The organism is Pseudomonas sp. LS1212, assembly GCF_024741815.1.
Classification (GTDB): Bacteria; Pseudomonadota; Gammaproteobacteria; order Pseudomonadales; family Pseudomonadaceae; genus Aquipseudomonas.
In genome coordinates this window covers 3,330,609-3,345,397 of record NZ_CP102951.1, presented here as the reverse complement: position 1 = coordinate 3,345,397, position 14,789 = coordinate 3,330,609, and the positions used below count along the sequence as shown (strand labels likewise).

Below are 14,789 nucleotides of genomic sequence, written 5' to 3'. Positions count from 1 at the left end.
CATGCACCTACAAGGAGTTGAGTCATGTTAACAAACAGGGATGCGACGGTTGGCTCGCGTGCCAGCCTCAAACACTGGCTCGGCCTCCTGGTACTGATGCTGCCAGTCCTGCTGGTAACCATCGACAACACAATCCTCGGTTTCGCCCTGCCAAAAATCGCCGAAGCCCTGGCGCCCAATGCCAGCCAGCAACTATGGATGGTCGATGCCTACTCGCTGGTCCTGGCAGGGTTGCTGGTGACCATGGGCAGTATCGGTGACCGGGTTGGCCACCGTCGGCTGTTACTGTTGGGAGGCTTGGGGTTTGCCGTTGTGTCGGTGCTCACTGCGCTGTCCACCACGCCCGGACAATTGATCGGCGGACGGGCGCTGATGGGGATTTTTGGCGCCATGCTGATGCCCTCGACCCTGGCGTTGATTGGTACGTTGTTCGAGGATCGCGAGCAGCGTCGGGTCGCCGTGGCCGTCTGGGCAACCTGCCTGACTGTCGGCTCGGCACTGGGTCCATTGATCGGCGGCGTGTTGCTGCAGTTTTTCAGCTGGAGTTCGATTTTCTTGCTGGCGGTGCCGGTGCTGGTGCCACTGCTGATCTTCGGTCCGTTCCTGTTGCCCGAGTCGGCCAAAGACCTGGCAGGTAGAGTCGATCTTCAAAGCGTGATGCTGTCGATGGTCGCCCTGACCGGCATTGTCTATGCGATCAAGCATCTGGCCGGTGTGGGCGCCGAGCCGGTGGCCGCGGCGGCGTTGTTGGTCGGGTTGGTAGCAGGGGTAGCGTTTGTGCGTCGGCAGTTGCGTCTTGCGGTGCCACTGCTGGACCTTTCGCTCTTGCGTAACGCCACCTTTACCGGCGCCATCCTGGTCAATCTGTTGAGCCTGGCATTGCTGGTCGGCTTTGTGTTTTTCGCGACTCAATCGCTGCAGATCATCCTTGGCATGGCGCCGTTGGCTGCGAGCCTGGCGCTGGTGCCCGGGCAGATCCTGGCGATCGTGGTCGGCATGGCGATCGTGCCGATTGCCCAGCGGGTGCCGGCCCATCGCCTGGTGCCGGTGCTGTTGGGGTTTGCCGGTGCCGCGTTCTTGCTGGTGGCGGTGGCCGGGGGTGGCTTGACGACATTGGTGGTGGCGTTTGCACTGCTCAATATCGGGGTGGCTGCGATTGCCTCGGTATCGACCGACCTGGTGTTGTCCGCCGCACCGCCGGCCAAGGCGGGGGCTGCGTCGGCGATCAGTGAAACCGCTTATGAAGTTGGCGTGGTGTTTGGGACCACGGTACTCGGCGGACTGCTGGCGGCTGGGTACCGAAGTGCGCTGGTGCTGCCCGATAGCTTGACCGGGGAGCAGGCCTGGCTTTCGGCGGAGACGTTGGCCGGGGCTCATGTGGTGGCTGCCGGTATTGGTGAGACAGGTAACGCGGTGATGGTTGCGGCCGGGTTGGCCTTCGGTTCTGCCGTCGTCCAGGTGGGCTGGCTGGCGGTTACTCTGACTGCATTGACGATGGCAGTGGCTTGGCGCTCGTTGAAGAGGGGCAATGGTATCGAGTCGGTTGCCTGACCTCGTTCCCACGCGCGTGGGAACGAGGTCGGAGGGGGCTTAGACCACCAACGACAACAGCATGATAAAGATGATGCCCACCACCGAAAGGATGGTCTCCATCATGGTCCAGGTCTTGAAGGTTTCTGCCACGGTCATGTTGAAGTACTGCTTGACCAGCCAGAAACCGGCATCGTTGACGTGGGACAGAATCAGCGAGCCAGCGCCTGTCGCCAACACCAGCAGTTCACGGTTCACATCCGGGATCATGCCCACCACTGGCGCGACGATGCCGGCACCGGTAATGGTGGCAACCGTGGCGGAACCGGTGGCGATACGGATCACCGCCGCCACCAGCCAGGCCAGCATGATCGGCGAGATCTGCGCTTGCACGGCCATCTGGCCAATCACGTTACCCACGCCGGTATCGACCAGCATCTGCTTGAAACCACCGCCGGCACCGACGATCAGCACGATCGCCGCGGTCGGTGCCAGGCTCTGGTCGAGCATCTTCATGAGCTGGTTGCGGTTGAAGCCGCGTGCCACGCCGAAGGTGTAGAAGGCCAGCAGCAGTGCGGCGAGCAGGGCGCTGATCGGGTGGCCGATAAAGTCCATCCATTGACGGAAGATGTGCTCTGGCGCGAATGCCACGTCGGCAAAGGTCTTGAGCAGCATCAGGAACACCGGCAGCAGTATGGTGATCAGGGTGATGCTGAAGCTCGGCAGGTTGCGGTTTTCCGATTCCTTGGCAATCTGGTCCATCAACTCCTGGGAGGCGTGGCCCGGAATGTACTTGGAGATGAAGTTACCGAACAGGGGACCTGCGATCACGGCGGTCGGCAGACCGACGATCAGGCCGTAGAAAATCGTCTTGCCGATATCGGCGTCGAAGATGCCGATGGCCAGCAGCGGACCCGGATGCGGCGGCACCAGGCCATGCACGACCGACAGGCCGGCCAGCAGCGGGATACCGATTTTGATCAGCGAAACGCCGGAACGCCGAGAGACGATGAATACCAGCGGGATCAACAGCACGAAGCCGATTTCGAAGAACAGCGGAATCCCGACCAGAAAGGCCGAGAACATCATCGCCCAATGCACCTTCTGCTTGCCGAAGGCGCGGATCAGGGTCTGGGCGATCTGGTCGGCACCGCCGGAGTCGGCCATCAGCTTGCCGAGCATGGTACCCAGGGCGAGCACGATACCGACGAAACCCAGCACCCCACCGAAACCGTCCTGGAAGGACTTCATGACCTTGATCACCGGCATGCCGGAGGTCAGGCCGAGGAAAATGGCTGCCAGGGTCAGGGCGACGAAGGGGTGGACCTTGAACTGCGTGATCAACACCACCAGACCGACGATGGTGACTAGCGCATCAAGGAGCAAGAAAGTATCAGTGGCTAAACCCAGCATGGTTCAGTGCCTCGTATTTTGTCGTTATTGTGGGCGAATCTAGTAAAGGTAGCGCTATCTTTCGGGCCCGGCGGAAACTTCCGTCAGGCCGATTGAGACAAGGTGACCGCGCCATGGCTTATGAGCCAGGCATCGACGCGTTCGGCCAGGGTCAGCATCGGCAGGGTGGCATCGAGCGCCAGGGTCAGTGGCTCACCGTGGGGGGGTTCGAGGGTCGCGAACTGGCTTTCGATAAGGCTGGCGGGCATGAAATGCCCAGGGCGGGCGGTGACCCGGCGCGCAGCTTCCTCGGGGCTGAGTTCAAGAAACACGAAGCCGAGTTCCGGTACAGCAGCGCGCAAGGTTTCGCGGTAGCGCAACTTGAGTGCCGAGCATGTCAGGATCGGCCGCTCACCGGCCTTGATGGTCGCGCTCAACTCGTTGCCCAGGCTGATCAACCAGCCGGCACGGTCGTCATCGTCGAGGGGGATGCCGGCGCTCATCTTTTCGATGTTGGCAGCGGAGTGGAATGCGTCGCCTTCGATCAGGCGGCCGCCGCTTCGTTTGGCAATGGCGGCACCGATGCAGCTCTTGCCGCATCCAGCTACACCCATGACTACCAACGCGGGCAGAGGGAAATTCATCGGTACCTCCTGCAGGAAGATAGCGCTGTCTTTGTCGAGGCAGTCGACCGGACCATGACGCTAGCTCCGTGTTTTATTGGTTTTGTAGTTGCAGCTCGTGCATCTCGTCACTGGTTGTTACGCAATTTTGAATTGCTCCCAGCCTGAGACAGCGCTACCTTAGTGCCCGTTCCCTATTCTTTGCAAGTCGAAAATAATCAGACCATGACCCGCATCGGCTCTCGTACTACCGGTCGCCCCACCCTGGCGGAAGTTGCTCGCCTTTCCGGGGTCTCTCCCATTACCGCCTCCCGCGCCTTGCGAGGCGTGGCCACGGTGGCGCCGGACCTGGTGCAAAAGGTCCAGGAAGCAGCCTTGAGTCTCGGCTATGTCGCCAATCCGGCGGCCCGCGCGCTTGCCTCGGCGCAGAGTCAGTCGGTGGTGGTGCTGATCCCGTCGCTGTCCAACCAGTTGTTCGTCGAAACCCTCGAAGCGATTCACGAAGTCATGCGCCCGCGTGGCCTGGAAGTGCTGATCGGCAACTTTCACTACGACATCGAGGAAGAAGAAAACCTGATCCGCAACTACCTGGGCCATCAGCCGCGCGGCATCCTGCTGACCGGCTTCGACCGCACCGAAGGCTCGCGGCGCATGTTGGCTGCCAGTGGCGTGCCGTGCGTGCACATGATGGAGCTGGTCTCGGCGCCGGGCGTGACCTCGGTCGGTTTCTCCCAGGAGCAGGCCGGCATCGTCGCTGCGAGGCACCTGCTCGAACGCGGCCGACGCCGACTCGCCTACGTGGCGGCACAACTCGACCCACGGGTGATGCAGCGTGGCGAAGGCTTTCGCCGCGCCTTGCGTGAGGCCGGTGTTTACGACGCTTCGCTGGAAGTGATGGTGCCGGACCCGTCCTCGATCGGCCTGGGCGGCGAACTGTTCACCGACCTGCTGCAGCGGCATCCGGATGTGGACGGGATCTTCTTCTGTAACGACGACCTGGCTCAGGGCGCCATCCTCCAGGCCCTGCGCCAGGGCATCGCAGTGCCTGAGCGGGTGGCGATGATCGGCTTCAACGACTTGCCGGCCTCGGCACATCTGGTGCCACGCCTGACCTCGATCCGCACTCCGCGAGCCGCCATCGGTCGGCGCGCAGCGCAAATGTTGCTGGGTATGCTCGACGGCAAGCCTGGCAGCGGCCATACCCAAGACCTGGGCTTTGAATTGATGGTGCGCGAAAGCACCTGAAAGCCAGCCGACCACCGGGCGGTGCGATTACCTGGCTGCGGCACAAGGCCGAGCGCTCGAGCACGGGTTTGATCCCGATACTCGGCTCGCGAACCCGCGAGCAACTGGATGCCACCCTTGGCGCCTTGCAGGTGGTGAGCAAAACCTTGTTGGGACTCCTTCAGAATGGCGACGCCTGGCCGATGTTATGGTTGCTGGGGCTTTCACGCTGGGCGCATTTACAGCGTTCAATCGTTTGCGCGATCGCCCGGAATCGGTAATCGCCAGAAGAGTGTCTTAAGTGATATCAAAGTGCTTGCAGTCTTGCGATCACTCGCTATGCTCTGATGGACATATCCGTAGCCAGGCTGGGACATGACGACCCTTCCCGGCTTTTTCAGTGTTTTCCATACATCAATAATTGACGTCGATTCTGTCCGGCGCTGTTTCGTCGTGGGTGAAAGTTGCGGTGCATTATCAAGTTACTTGACATCCGTTAATTAAAGAATTCGCACAAGGAGTGGTCGCCCCATGTTTGACTTTCATCGCAAGTCCGATCTGGCCGAAATTGAACGTTGCACCAGGGCGCTGTCGAGCGCCAGTGCCAAGTTGGCGGCCGTCAGCCGTTCCATGGCCATGATTGAGTTCACGCCGGACGGTACTATCCTCGAAGCCAACGAGAATTTCTGCACCACCATGGGCTACACAGTGGAGGACATTCGCGGCAAGCATCACCGGATGTTCTGCGAGGACGCTTACACGCGCAGCGACGATTACGCGCGTTTCTGGCGTGATTTGGCCAGGGGCGAGCCTTCGAACGGGACGTTCCTGCGCCTGGATAAAAATGGCAGGGAGATCTGGCTCGAAGCCAGTTATATGCCGGTGCTGGGCGCCGACCGGCAGGTCAGCAGCGTCATCAAGGTCGCCGCCGATATCACCCAGCGCGTCAATAAAGAACACGAAAGCCAGGGCCTGATGAATGCAATCGGTCGGTCGATGGCAATGATCGAGTTCACTCCGCAAGGCAAGGTCATTACTGCCAATGAAAACTTCCTGGCGACCATGGGTTATCACTTGAATGAAATAGTCGGCCAGCATCACAGTATGTTTTGCCGGCGCGGTGAGGGAGACTCGCCAACCTATAAGGCATTTTGGGCATCGCTGAATAAAGGTGAGTTTCATTCCCGTCGTTTCGAGCGTGTCAACAAGATGGGGCAAGTGGTTTTTCTCGAGGCGTCCTATAACCCGATTTTCGACGCCAAGGGGCGGTTGTATAAAGTGGTGAAGTTTGCCAGTGATATTACCAGCCAGGTCAATACACAACAGTCTGCCGCTGAAGCCGCTCATGCCACCTCGGTGCAGAATGATGTCTGCGCGCAGAAGGGCTCCGAGGTGGTTCAGCAAACGGTGCAGGTGATCGAGGAAATCTCCAACAACCTCAGCGAGGCGGCGCGCAGTATCGATGCGGTCAACAAGCAGTCGGAGATCATCGGCAAAATCGTGCAGACCATTCGCGGCATCGCCGACCAGACCAATCTGCTGGCGCTCAACGCTGCAATTGAAGCGGCGCGGGCGGGTGAGCACGGTCGCGGGTTTGCCGTGGTCGCCGATGAGGTGCGCAGCCTGGCTGCACGCACCAGCCAGGCGACGGTGGAAATCGTCGATGTCGTGCGCCAGAACCACGATCTGTCGCTCAGTGCCGTGGCCAGCATGCAGTCGAGCCTGAGCCGTACGGGCCAGGGGGTGGAGCTGGCCAATGAGGCGGGGCAGGTGATCCTCGAGATTCAGATGGGCTCCCGGCATGTGGTCGATGCCATCGGCCAGATCAACTCGACCCTGCAGTTGAACTGACGCAGGCCAGGCGGCACCGGCATGTCCGGTGCCACCTGATGCTCAAGCTCCGCTGCGGTGCCAGATGCCACGCCCGGCCAGGCGTTCGCGGTCGTGGTCCGGGGTAAGGTCCAGCATCGGGCCCTTGGGCACGATGCCGGTCGGGTTGATGGTGTGGTGGCTTGCGTAGTAGTGGTGCTTGATGTGGGTGAAGTTCACCGTCTCGGCCACGCCCGGCCACTGGTAAAGCTCGCGCAACCAGTTCGAAAGGTTCGGGTAATCGACGATGCGCCGCTGGTTGCACTTGAAGTGGCCGTAATACACCGTATCGAAACGGATCAGGGTGGTGAACAGGCGCCAGTCGGCTTCGGTCAGGTATTCCCCGGCCAGGTAGCGCTTCTCGGCCAGTAGCTGCTCCAGATGGCCCAGTTCTGCGAAGAGTTCATCGAAGGCTTGCTCATAGGCTGATTGCGAAGTGGCGAAGCCGGCGCGGTAGACGCCATTGTTGACCGCCGGATAAATCCGCTCATTCAATTGATCGATCACCGGGCGCAAGGGTTCTGGATAGAAGTCCAGGTGGTTGCCGGTCAAGCCGTCGAAGGCGCTGTTGAACATGCGGATGATTTCCGCGGACTCGTTGTTGACGATGCGCTGCTGCTGTTTGTCCCAGAGCAGGGGCACGGTCACGCGACCGGAGTAATGCGGGTCGTCGCGGGTGTAGCGCTGGTGCAGGAAGGTCTGGCCGTCGAGTTTGTCGCCGGTCGAGCCGAAGGCGGTATCGAAGGTCCAGCCGTGTTCGCCCATGAGCCAGCTGACCACCGACACATCGATCAGGTTTTCCAGGCCCTTGAGTTTGCGCAGGATCAGTGTGCGATGGGCCCAGGGGCAGGCCAGCGAGACATACAGATGATAGCGATCGGCTTCGGCGGCGAAACCACCCTGGCCGTCAGCGGTTATCCATTGCCGGCGCTGAGCGCTTTCGCGTTGGAAGGAGCCGTCCTTGCTGCTTTGATACCACTGGTCATGCCAGCGCCCTTTGACTAACAGGCCCATCGTTGAACTCCTTGGCTAGATAAAGCGTTGGAGTTCAGTGTAGGTCGTCAGGTTCGAACTAAAAGCGCAAAGGGTGGGCCGATATGATCGGTTAAATCGATCGGCCGCGGGCATCCCAGTACTGCCGGGCCTTTTCGAACGCGGCTTCGCGGGGTTCGCCCAAGCCGCGCAGGGCCAGGGCCATGGTCGAGAGCAGGGCCAACTGGCCGTAACTGTCCTCGCTGTCGCCCCGCCAAACCGCCTTGAGTTGGGCGGGGTCGAGCGTCGCCGGTTTGACGTGGCGCTGGGCCGTCAGTGCGGGCCACTCTTCATCCCAGCTCTCGCCGCCCCGGGTGCCATAAAGGTGGCTGGCACTGTCGGGATTGATCTCGATCTCGCCGCCATCGCCCTTGATCACGATGGTGCAGTCGCCGAGCAGGCCACTGGCATCGCGGTGCACGGCCTGGTAGCCGGGGTGGAAAATACTCTGCAGGCCGCAGCGTGCGCCCAGCGGGTTGAGAATCCGCGCCAGCGAGTGGATCGGCGAGCGCAGGCCAAGGGTGTTGCGCAAGTCGATCATGCGCTGCAATTGCGGTGCCCAGTCCATCAGCGGCATAAAGGCCAGGTGCTGGTCGTCGAGGGCAGCGCCGACCGCCGACCAGTTGCGGCACAGCGGAATTTGCAGGGCCTCGAGCAACTGTTCGGTGTACAGGCGCCCGGCGGTGTGCGCGCCGCCGCCGTGCATGAAAATGCGCAGGCCATTGCCTGCCAGGCACTTGGCCGCGAGCAGGTACCAGGGCAGGTGACGCTTCTTGCCGGCATAGGTCGGCCAGTCCAGATCGACCGCTATCGCGGGTGCTTGCAGGCGTTCACGCAACGCTTGAGTGAAGCCTGCGAGTTCTTCCGGGCTTTCTTCCTTGTGCCGCAGCAGCATCAGGAACGCACCGAGCTGAGTGTCTTCGACCTTCTCATCGAGCAACATGCCCATGGCCTCGCGGGCCTCTTCGCGGGTCAGGCTGCGGGCGCCGCGCTTGCCTTTGCCGAGGATGCGCACGAATTGCGCGAATGGGTGTTCGGCCGGGGTTTCGGTGATCAGGGGGTTGTATTCGGTCATATGCAATTGGTCGGCTTGGGCAGGCCCGCCAGCTTGGCGGCAAGTTTGGCGGGAGTGCCTTTGAACAGTCGGTTGAGGTGCAGGCTGTTGCCCTTTTCGGGGCCGAGCTTGAGAGCGGTGTACTTGATCAGCGGGCGCGTGGCAGGCGAAAGCTGGAATTCCTGATAGAACTGACGCAGCACCTCCAGCACTTCCCAGTGTTCGGGGCTCAGGTCCAGGCCTTCCTGGGCAGCGAGTGCCTGCGCGACGTCGCTCGACCAGTCGCCAAGGTCCTGCAGGTAACCATCCTTGTCCAGCGCGATGCTGCGTGAACCCACCGTCAATGTACTCATAGCCAGCTGTTGACCTTGTCGTAGCGAATCGACAGCTCGACAAAGGCCGGGTAGTCGACGGTTCGGGCCACGCCGGTCGGGTCAATGGCCCGAGCCTGCAGATCCTCTTCAAGCGCGAACAGCCGTGCCGCCAGATTGCGTTCGGTCAGCTGGCGCAGGGGCGCACTGCCCGGTTGCAAGGCGTACACGGCATCGCCGGTCAACAGAATGGCATCTTCATCACCGAGCAGGCGCAAGCAGCTGCCCAGGCGGTTGTCGCTGAAAGGGGAGTGGGACAATACGTGCAAAGTAGCCATCAGAGCGTGATCACCTGGTCATAGCGGTCGACAAGCGCGGACAGCGCGGCATCATCCAGCGCCTGGACCTCGAGGCTCAGGCTGTGCGGGTCGATACCCCGCTCGGCCAGGCTCACGCTGGATACGAAAAGGTCGTCCACGCCGAACATCGGCAGGGCCTGCAGGTTGGCGCCGAGGTTTTTTTGCTGCACCTGGCCGGGTTGCTGGGCCGCCTGCAACTGGAACACACCATCGTCAAGAAACAGCATGCCCAACGGCAGGTCGAAGGCGCCGCCAGCGAGCACAATGTCCAGTGCCTCGCGGGCGCCCGGGCCAGACCAGGGCGCCTGGCGAGTGATGATCAGCAGTGACTTGGCCATCTCAATTGCCTCCAAAGCAGACGAGCCGATCAGCCAGTTGCGCCGCTTCATGCAGCTGCCCCAGACCCGACAGCTCCCAGGGCGCCGGCAGGTTCACCGCCGTACGCTGCCAGCGCTGGGCTTCCTGTTCATCGAGTACGCCCCGGCGCAAGGCGGCGGCAATGCAGACCACGGCATCGAGGCCATGCAGGCTGACGAAATCGCGCCACAGCGCCGGCACATCCAGTTCATCCTGGGGCGTGACGATGTTGCTCGAGGCGCTGTGGACACCGTCCTGGTAGAAGAACAGGCGGGCAACCTCGTGCCCGCCGGCCAGCGCCGCCTGGGCGAACAGCAGGGCACGGCGCGAGGAGGGCGCATGGGCGGGCGAAAAAACGGCGATGGCGAACTTCATGGTCGACTCTGTCAGCAAATCTGCCGGAATGATAAAGCCTGCCGCTCAAAAAAGCCCACCGTCTTCAATTCAAGCGGCCTGGGTCCTGCCCGTCTCCGGCAAAAACCAGTTCAGCACCAGCGCACAGATGCCGCCGGTAGCAACCCCAGACTCCAGCACGGTGCGAATCGCAGCGGGCATGTGCGCGAGGAACTCAGGCACCTGCGCCACCCCCAGGCCCAACGCCAGCGACACCGCGATAATCAACAGGGCACGGCGATCCAGCGTGGTGCTGGCCAGAATATTGATACCCGAAGCCGCCACCGCGCCGAACATCACCATGGCTGCACCACCCAGTACCGGCTCCGGCACCGCCTGAATCACCCCGGCAACACTGGGGAACAACCCCAGCAGCACCAGCATTGCGGCAATCCAGATGCCAATGTGCCGGCTGGCAATGCCGGTCAGCTGGATCACCCCATTGTTCTGGGCAAAGATCGAGCTGGGGAAGGTATTGAACGCCCCGGCCAGCAGGGAATTGGCGCCGTTGACCAGTACGCCGCCCTTGATCCGCTGCATCCATACCGGGCCTTCGACCGGCTCGCGCGAGACCTTGCTGGTGGCGGTGACATCGCCGATCGCTTCCAGCGAAGTGACCAGGTAGATCACCAGCATCGGAATAAACAACGACCAGGAAAAGCCCAGGCCAAAATGCAATGGCACCGGCAACTGCAACCACGCGGCCTGATGCATGCCGGTGAAGTCCAGCCGCCCCAGATAGCCCGCCAGGGCATAACCCACCGCCAGTGCGATGACGATGGCGCAACTGCGCATCCACACCAGCGGGGTACGGTTGAGAAGGACGATAATCGCCAGCACGACCCCGGACAGCAGCAGGTTCTCACCATTGGCGAAGGTGCCGTTGGCCATGGCCGAGAAGCCGCCACCCATGCTGATCAGGCCGACCTTGATCAGCGTCAGGCCAATCATCAGCACCACGATGCCGGTCACCAAAGGCGTGATCAAGCGTTTGACGAAGGGCAAAATTCGCGAAATACCCATCTCCACGAACGATCCGGCAATCACCACGCCGAAGATCGCCGCCATCACCCCTTCGACCGGCGTCCCTTGCTTGACCATCAAGGCACCTCCGGCAATCAGCGGCCCGACGAAGTTGAAGCTGGTACCCTGAACAATCAACAGCCCCGCACCAAAGGGCCCGAAGCGGCGGCATTGAACAAAAGTCGCAATGCCGGAAATCACCAGCGACATCGACACGATCAGATTGGTATCGCGCGCCGACACACCCAGCGCCTGGCAGATCAATAGCCCGGGCGTGACAATCGGCACGATGATCGCCAACAAATGCTGAAAGGCAGCCAGCAGGCCGATCCAAAGACGGGGCTTGTCTTCAAGGCCCAGCACCAATTCATTGGCCTGGGGCAGGGCTGCAGGCGGCGGTTCGATAACGCTCATGGGGGTGCCTTGGAAAAAAAGAGCGCAATTCTACGGAGCTGCTATCGGACACGCAAAAAAAAACCCGCCGAAGCGGGCTTTTTCATTCAGCGCACAATCAGTCGTCGCGCCCCATCAGGCCGAACAGCTGAAGCAGGCTGACGAACAGGTTGTAGATCGATACATACAGGCTGATGGTCGCCATGATGTAGTTACGCTCGCCACCGTGAATGATCGCACTGGTCTGGAACAGGATACAGACCGAGGAGAACAGCACGAAACCTGCGCTGATCGCCAGTTGCAGGCCGCTGATCTGGAAGAACAGGCTGGCCAGCACCGCACCCATCAGCACGAAGAAACCTGCGGTGATGAAACCACCGAGGAAGCTCATGTCCTTACGGGTGATCAACACATAGGCCGACAGGCCGCCGAACACCAGTGCCGTCATGGCAAAGGCCGAGCTGACCACTTCCGCGCCGCCCTGCATGCCCAGGTAACGGTTGAGGATCGGCCCAAGCAGAAAGCCCATGAAACCGGTCAAGGCAAAGGTGGACACCAGGCCCCAGACCGAATCACGCAGCTTGTTGGTGAGGAAGAACAGGCCGTAGAAACCGATCAGTACGACGAAAATGTTCGGATAGCCAACCCGCATCTGCTGCGCCACGTAGGCCATCACACCACTGAAGGCCAGGGTGATGGCCAAGAGGCCGTAGGTGTTGCGCAGGACGCGGCCAACTTCTAGCTGCTCGGCGGCCTGCAGGCTGTTATTAACTGCGTAATCCTGTTCGCGCATGGCGACACTCCTGTGGGTTTGAAACGTTCAGTCGCAAAGATCATAACAGGTGCGGTGTAAACGGCTACACAGAGAGTTTGACAGTGTGTTTCATTACGGTATTATGGCGCCCGCAATGCAATGGAGGTGTGGCCGAGTGGTTTAAGGCAGCAGTCTTGAAAACTGCCGACTGTAACAGGTCCCAGAGTTCTTATCTAAGGTAGCCAGTCGTAGCACCTTACGTAGCATCCTCCAGCAGCATCCGGGAAATTGGCAGAGTGGTTGAATGCACCGGTCTTGAAAACCGGCGTACGTTAATAGCGTACCCAGGGTTCGAATCCCTGGTTTCCCGCCAAACATCAGTGAAATCAAGGGCATATGCTTAGGCTATGCCCTTTTTTCGTCTGCGTCACCGACGATTTTTCATGGGAGCCTGGCCGTGATTATCGTTTTATAAGGTGCAGCGATTTTGTTGCCTCTTATAGTGCCAGTGCTTCTCAACAGGAAAAGGTCGTTGCGGTTTTTAGAGAGGAGCATTTGGCCAGCCTCGCTGCGAGCCGGTGAGCATTCACCAGCCCAAGCCCACCATCCGCTCTTGCCAGAAGAATTGATTTGCACATGCTCAGTGGTGATGGTGATTCCGGCGGCGTCGAATTTCCAAGGTTGCTGATCTGCACCTATAAGTAGGTAAGTAGGTTGAGAGAAGTTATTGCACGGCGACGTAGGCCGATCTCAATCAAGCACTATGTAAACTGACGCAGAATAGTGAACCTGCCGTATGGAGGATCAGATCGCTCTGGAAAGCTGGCACGTGGCATTTTCCACTTGTGCTTCCTCACTGCTTGTGGGTGAGTGTTTTACCACTCCCTATCAACCTGAGTATCCCTGGTCTATTCTTCTTGCTTAGTCGCCAGCACCTGAGTCTGTCATCTGGGTTGTTTCTCCTTTGGAATATCCTTGGCCATTGGTTTGTAGGTGGAAATATTTTGTCGGCGCATGATTTCACATACCAAATTTACTCCCTGACGCTGGTGACCTCAAATGACGCAATCGAAAAGCATGGTTACATCAGCGCTGTCTTCTTATAAGCATGCGTGCTGATTTTTCGAAGATGCCGACCAAAATCAGCCTAGATCACCGATTCGGTATGTAAGTATCCTCCAAGAGTCGTCGCGATGCACCGAGGCTAATCAGCACTTTTCTCGCCGGCCAACTTGCCTTAAGCATTCCAATTGGTATTTGACGCAACGTGAATTTCAGCAGTCTCTGAACTTGTCGTTGTTGTCAGTAACGGCAACCCTTCCCACATTCCCGCACCGCACCCGTATTCATATCCGTACCCATGTCACGTTCCGCTCCCCATCCCGATAACACCGGCGATATCCAGTTCAGGCCCAGCCGAACTAAAGGGAGCCCGCCCTGAGGTAAGTTGCCGCTACAACACCAGCTATCTGCATTGCGCAGGGTTAAGTAGCTTGCCGCTCGCGGAATGAGTACCGGTGCTTGCCTGATTCCTAGATCTTCAGTCTCCGCTTGCAACCCCAAGTATCGATCCCTTCCTTTTTAGCCCATCCCCCGGTGAGATCGGTTGCCGGAGATGGTGCCTTCCGGGCTAGGACGCGATGGGTAGTTTGAATCAATGCTTCTATTGTTTTGAAAGAGGGGCTATCAAGCGTTGGTCATCACTCAAAAGGGGTATGCGTAACCCGGTGACAGCTCGAACCTCCCTGAGCAGGCGAGGGCTGAGTATTGGGGCCATGCACCCTGATCTAGGCCAAGACGGTGGTCGATTTTAGATCATTTTCCACCGTTCATAGGAAGAAAGCCTTGCGGGAGTCCGCTCGTGGGCGGGCGGGGATGCGAAGTGTGGAGGCTGCATCTGGCCGGCTAGCGAGTATTTTGGCCTGGTTAACCAAAATTTTTTTCTGTTATATAGAGCGAGTATTTTGGCCAATCACCAGTTTGATCAGAATATTCTGTAGAAATACCCTATTCACCCAATGTTCAGAAACGGCGGTTTTTGGAGGGGTTGGCTGGAAGCCGCGTGCCTCGCGGAGGGGCATAGTTGAGGAGGCTGAATAAGCAGGTGTTTATTTAAGTGATTAGAGTTGCTGGAAATATTATTCTGCAGTTGCTTATGGCTTAATATTTAACTGAGTATTGACTTAAATTAACATCAGGTTGGCGGTTTTTTTGTTGCAGGAACCTCTTGGGGTATGCCAACCTTTAAAAGGTCACGGCATGGCGTCGTGATGCTCAGACATTGGAAAAAGCTTGTGGGTAGTGACGGTAGGTCGTGAGGTTTTGAGTTTGACGAAGATTGCAGACCATGCGGAAGTTACAGATTTGGTCATGGAGTATTTCAAGCCATCACAGCCCAAGTATCCAGGTAGGATCAAAGGCAGCAGTGCAACCAAGTGCACTCAAGCCGAGAGTCATAAATTTGTCAGCGGTATA

13 protein-coding genes, 2 tRNA genes and 2 pseudogenes are annotated in these 14,789 nt (G+C 59.4%); 7 read left to right on the top strand and 10 right to left on the bottom strand.

Annotation, left to right across the window (positions count from 1 at the left end):
* Positions 1-24: 24 nt before the first annotated feature.
* A complete protein-coding gene (locus tag NVV94_RS15610; protein ID WP_258443288.1) occupies positions 25-1,551 on the top strand; it encodes an MFS transporter in 1,527 nt (508 codons plus the stop codon).
* A 39-nt stretch (positions 1,552-1,590) separates the two neighbouring features.
* Here the strand turns inward: NVV94_RS15610 and NVV94_RS15605 are convergent, their stop codons facing one another.
* Both NVV94_RS15605 and NVV94_RS15600 read right to left on the bottom strand, forming a co-directional pair.
* Complete coding sequence (locus tag NVV94_RS15605; protein WP_258443287.1) at positions 1,591-2,943, bottom strand: GntP family permease; 1,353 nt, start codon at positions 2,941-2,943, stop codon at positions 1,591-1,593.
* Between the two features lie 83 nt (positions 2,944-3,026).
* Positions 3,027-3,566 (bottom strand): gluconokinase, encoded by a 540-nt coding sequence (locus NVV94_RS15600; protein WP_258443285.1) that lies wholly within the window; start codon positions 3,564-3,566, stop codon positions 3,027-3,029.
* Between the two features lie 204 nt (positions 3,567-3,770).
* On the opposite strand from NVV94_RS15600, the gene NVV94_RS15595 reads away from it, so the two are divergent.
* From NVV94_RS15595 to NVV94_RS26935, 4 genes and pseudogenes are all read left to right on the top strand, one after another.
* Complete coding sequence (locus NVV94_RS15595; RefSeq protein WP_258443284.1) at positions 3,771-4,790, top strand: LacI family DNA-binding transcriptional regulator; 1,020 nt, start codon at positions 3,771-3,773, stop codon at positions 4,788-4,790.
* 23 nt (positions 4,791-4,813) lie between these two features.
* Positions 4,814-4,924, top strand: a pseudogene (locus tag NVV94_RS15590) (aldo/keto reductase); the annotation flags it as partial.
* A 376-nt stretch (positions 4,925-5,300) separates the two neighbouring features.
* Positions 5,301-6,035, top strand: a pseudogene (locus NVV94_RS26940) (PAS domain-containing protein); the annotation flags it as partial.
* A 12-nt stretch (positions 6,036-6,047) separates the two neighbouring features.
* On the top strand, positions 6,048-6,620 hold the full coding sequence (locus tag NVV94_RS26935; RefSeq protein WP_408733510.1) for a methyl-accepting chemotaxis protein: 573 nt from the start codon (positions 6,048-6,050) through the stop codon (positions 6,618-6,620).
* A gap of 42 nt (positions 6,621-6,662) precedes the next feature.
* Here NVV94_RS26935 and NVV94_RS15580 read toward each other — a convergent pair whose 3' ends face one another.
* The 8 genes from NVV94_RS15580 to NVV94_RS15545 all read right to left on the bottom strand — a co-directional run bounded on the left by NVV94_RS15580 (position 6,663) and on the right by NVV94_RS15545 (position 12,353).
* On the bottom strand, positions 6,663-7,652 hold the full coding sequence (locus tag NVV94_RS15580; protein WP_258443281.1) for a glutathione S-transferase family protein: 990 nt from the start codon (positions 7,650-7,652) through the stop codon (positions 6,663-6,665).
* Positions 7,653-7,743: 91 nt separating this feature from the next.
* A complete protein-coding gene (locus NVV94_RS15575) occupies positions 7,744-8,745 on the bottom strand; it encodes a glycosyl transferase family protein (protein ID WP_258443280.1) in 1,002 nt (333 codons plus the stop codon).
* Positions 8,742-9,077, bottom strand: a complete 336-nt coding sequence (locus NVV94_RS15570; RefSeq protein WP_258443279.1) for a TusE/DsrC/DsvC family sulfur relay protein — start codon at positions 9,075-9,077, stop codon at positions 8,742-8,744. The genes NVV94_RS15575 and NVV94_RS15570 overlap by 4 nt, the downstream gene beginning before the upstream one ends.
* The gene (tusB, locus tag NVV94_RS15565) at positions 9,074-9,373 is read right to left on the bottom strand and encodes a sulfurtransferase complex subunit TusB (protein ID WP_258443278.1); all 300 of its coding nucleotides are present in this window, start codon (positions 9,371-9,373) and stop codon (positions 9,074-9,076) included. Before tusB ends, NVV94_RS15570 begins: the two co-directional genes overlap by 4 nt.
* Positions 9,373-9,732, bottom strand: a complete 360-nt coding sequence (gene tusC / locus NVV94_RS15560) for a sulfurtransferase complex subunit TusC (protein ID WP_258443277.1) — start codon at positions 9,730-9,732, stop codon at positions 9,373-9,375. Before tusC ends, tusB begins: the two co-directional genes overlap by 1 nt.
* A gap of 1 nt (position 9,733) precedes the next feature.
* On the bottom strand, positions 9,734-10,126 hold the full coding sequence (gene tusD, locus NVV94_RS15555; protein WP_258443276.1) for a sulfurtransferase complex subunit TusD: 393 nt from the start codon (positions 10,124-10,126) through the stop codon (positions 9,734-9,736).
* Between the two features lie 69 nt (positions 10,127-10,195).
* Entirely contained in the window at positions 10,196-11,581 is a 1,386-nt protein-coding gene (locus NVV94_RS15550; RefSeq protein WP_258443275.1) for a nucleobase:cation symporter-2 family protein, read from the bottom strand.
* Between the two features lie 97 nt (positions 11,582-11,678).
* Entirely contained in the window at positions 11,679-12,353 is a 675-nt protein-coding gene (locus NVV94_RS15545; protein WP_258443273.1) for a Bax inhibitor-1/YccA family protein, read from the bottom strand.
* A 122-nt stretch (positions 12,354-12,475) separates the two neighbouring features.
* Here NVV94_RS15545 and NVV94_RS15540 point away from each other — a divergent pair.
* Both NVV94_RS15540 and NVV94_RS15535 read left to right on the top strand, forming a co-directional pair.
* Positions 12,476-12,587, top strand: a tRNA-Ser gene (locus NVV94_RS15540).
* Positions 12,588-12,596: 9 nt separating this feature from the next.
* Positions 12,597-12,687, top strand: a tRNA-Ser gene (locus NVV94_RS15535).
* Positions 12,688-14,789: the final 2,102 nt, after the last annotated feature.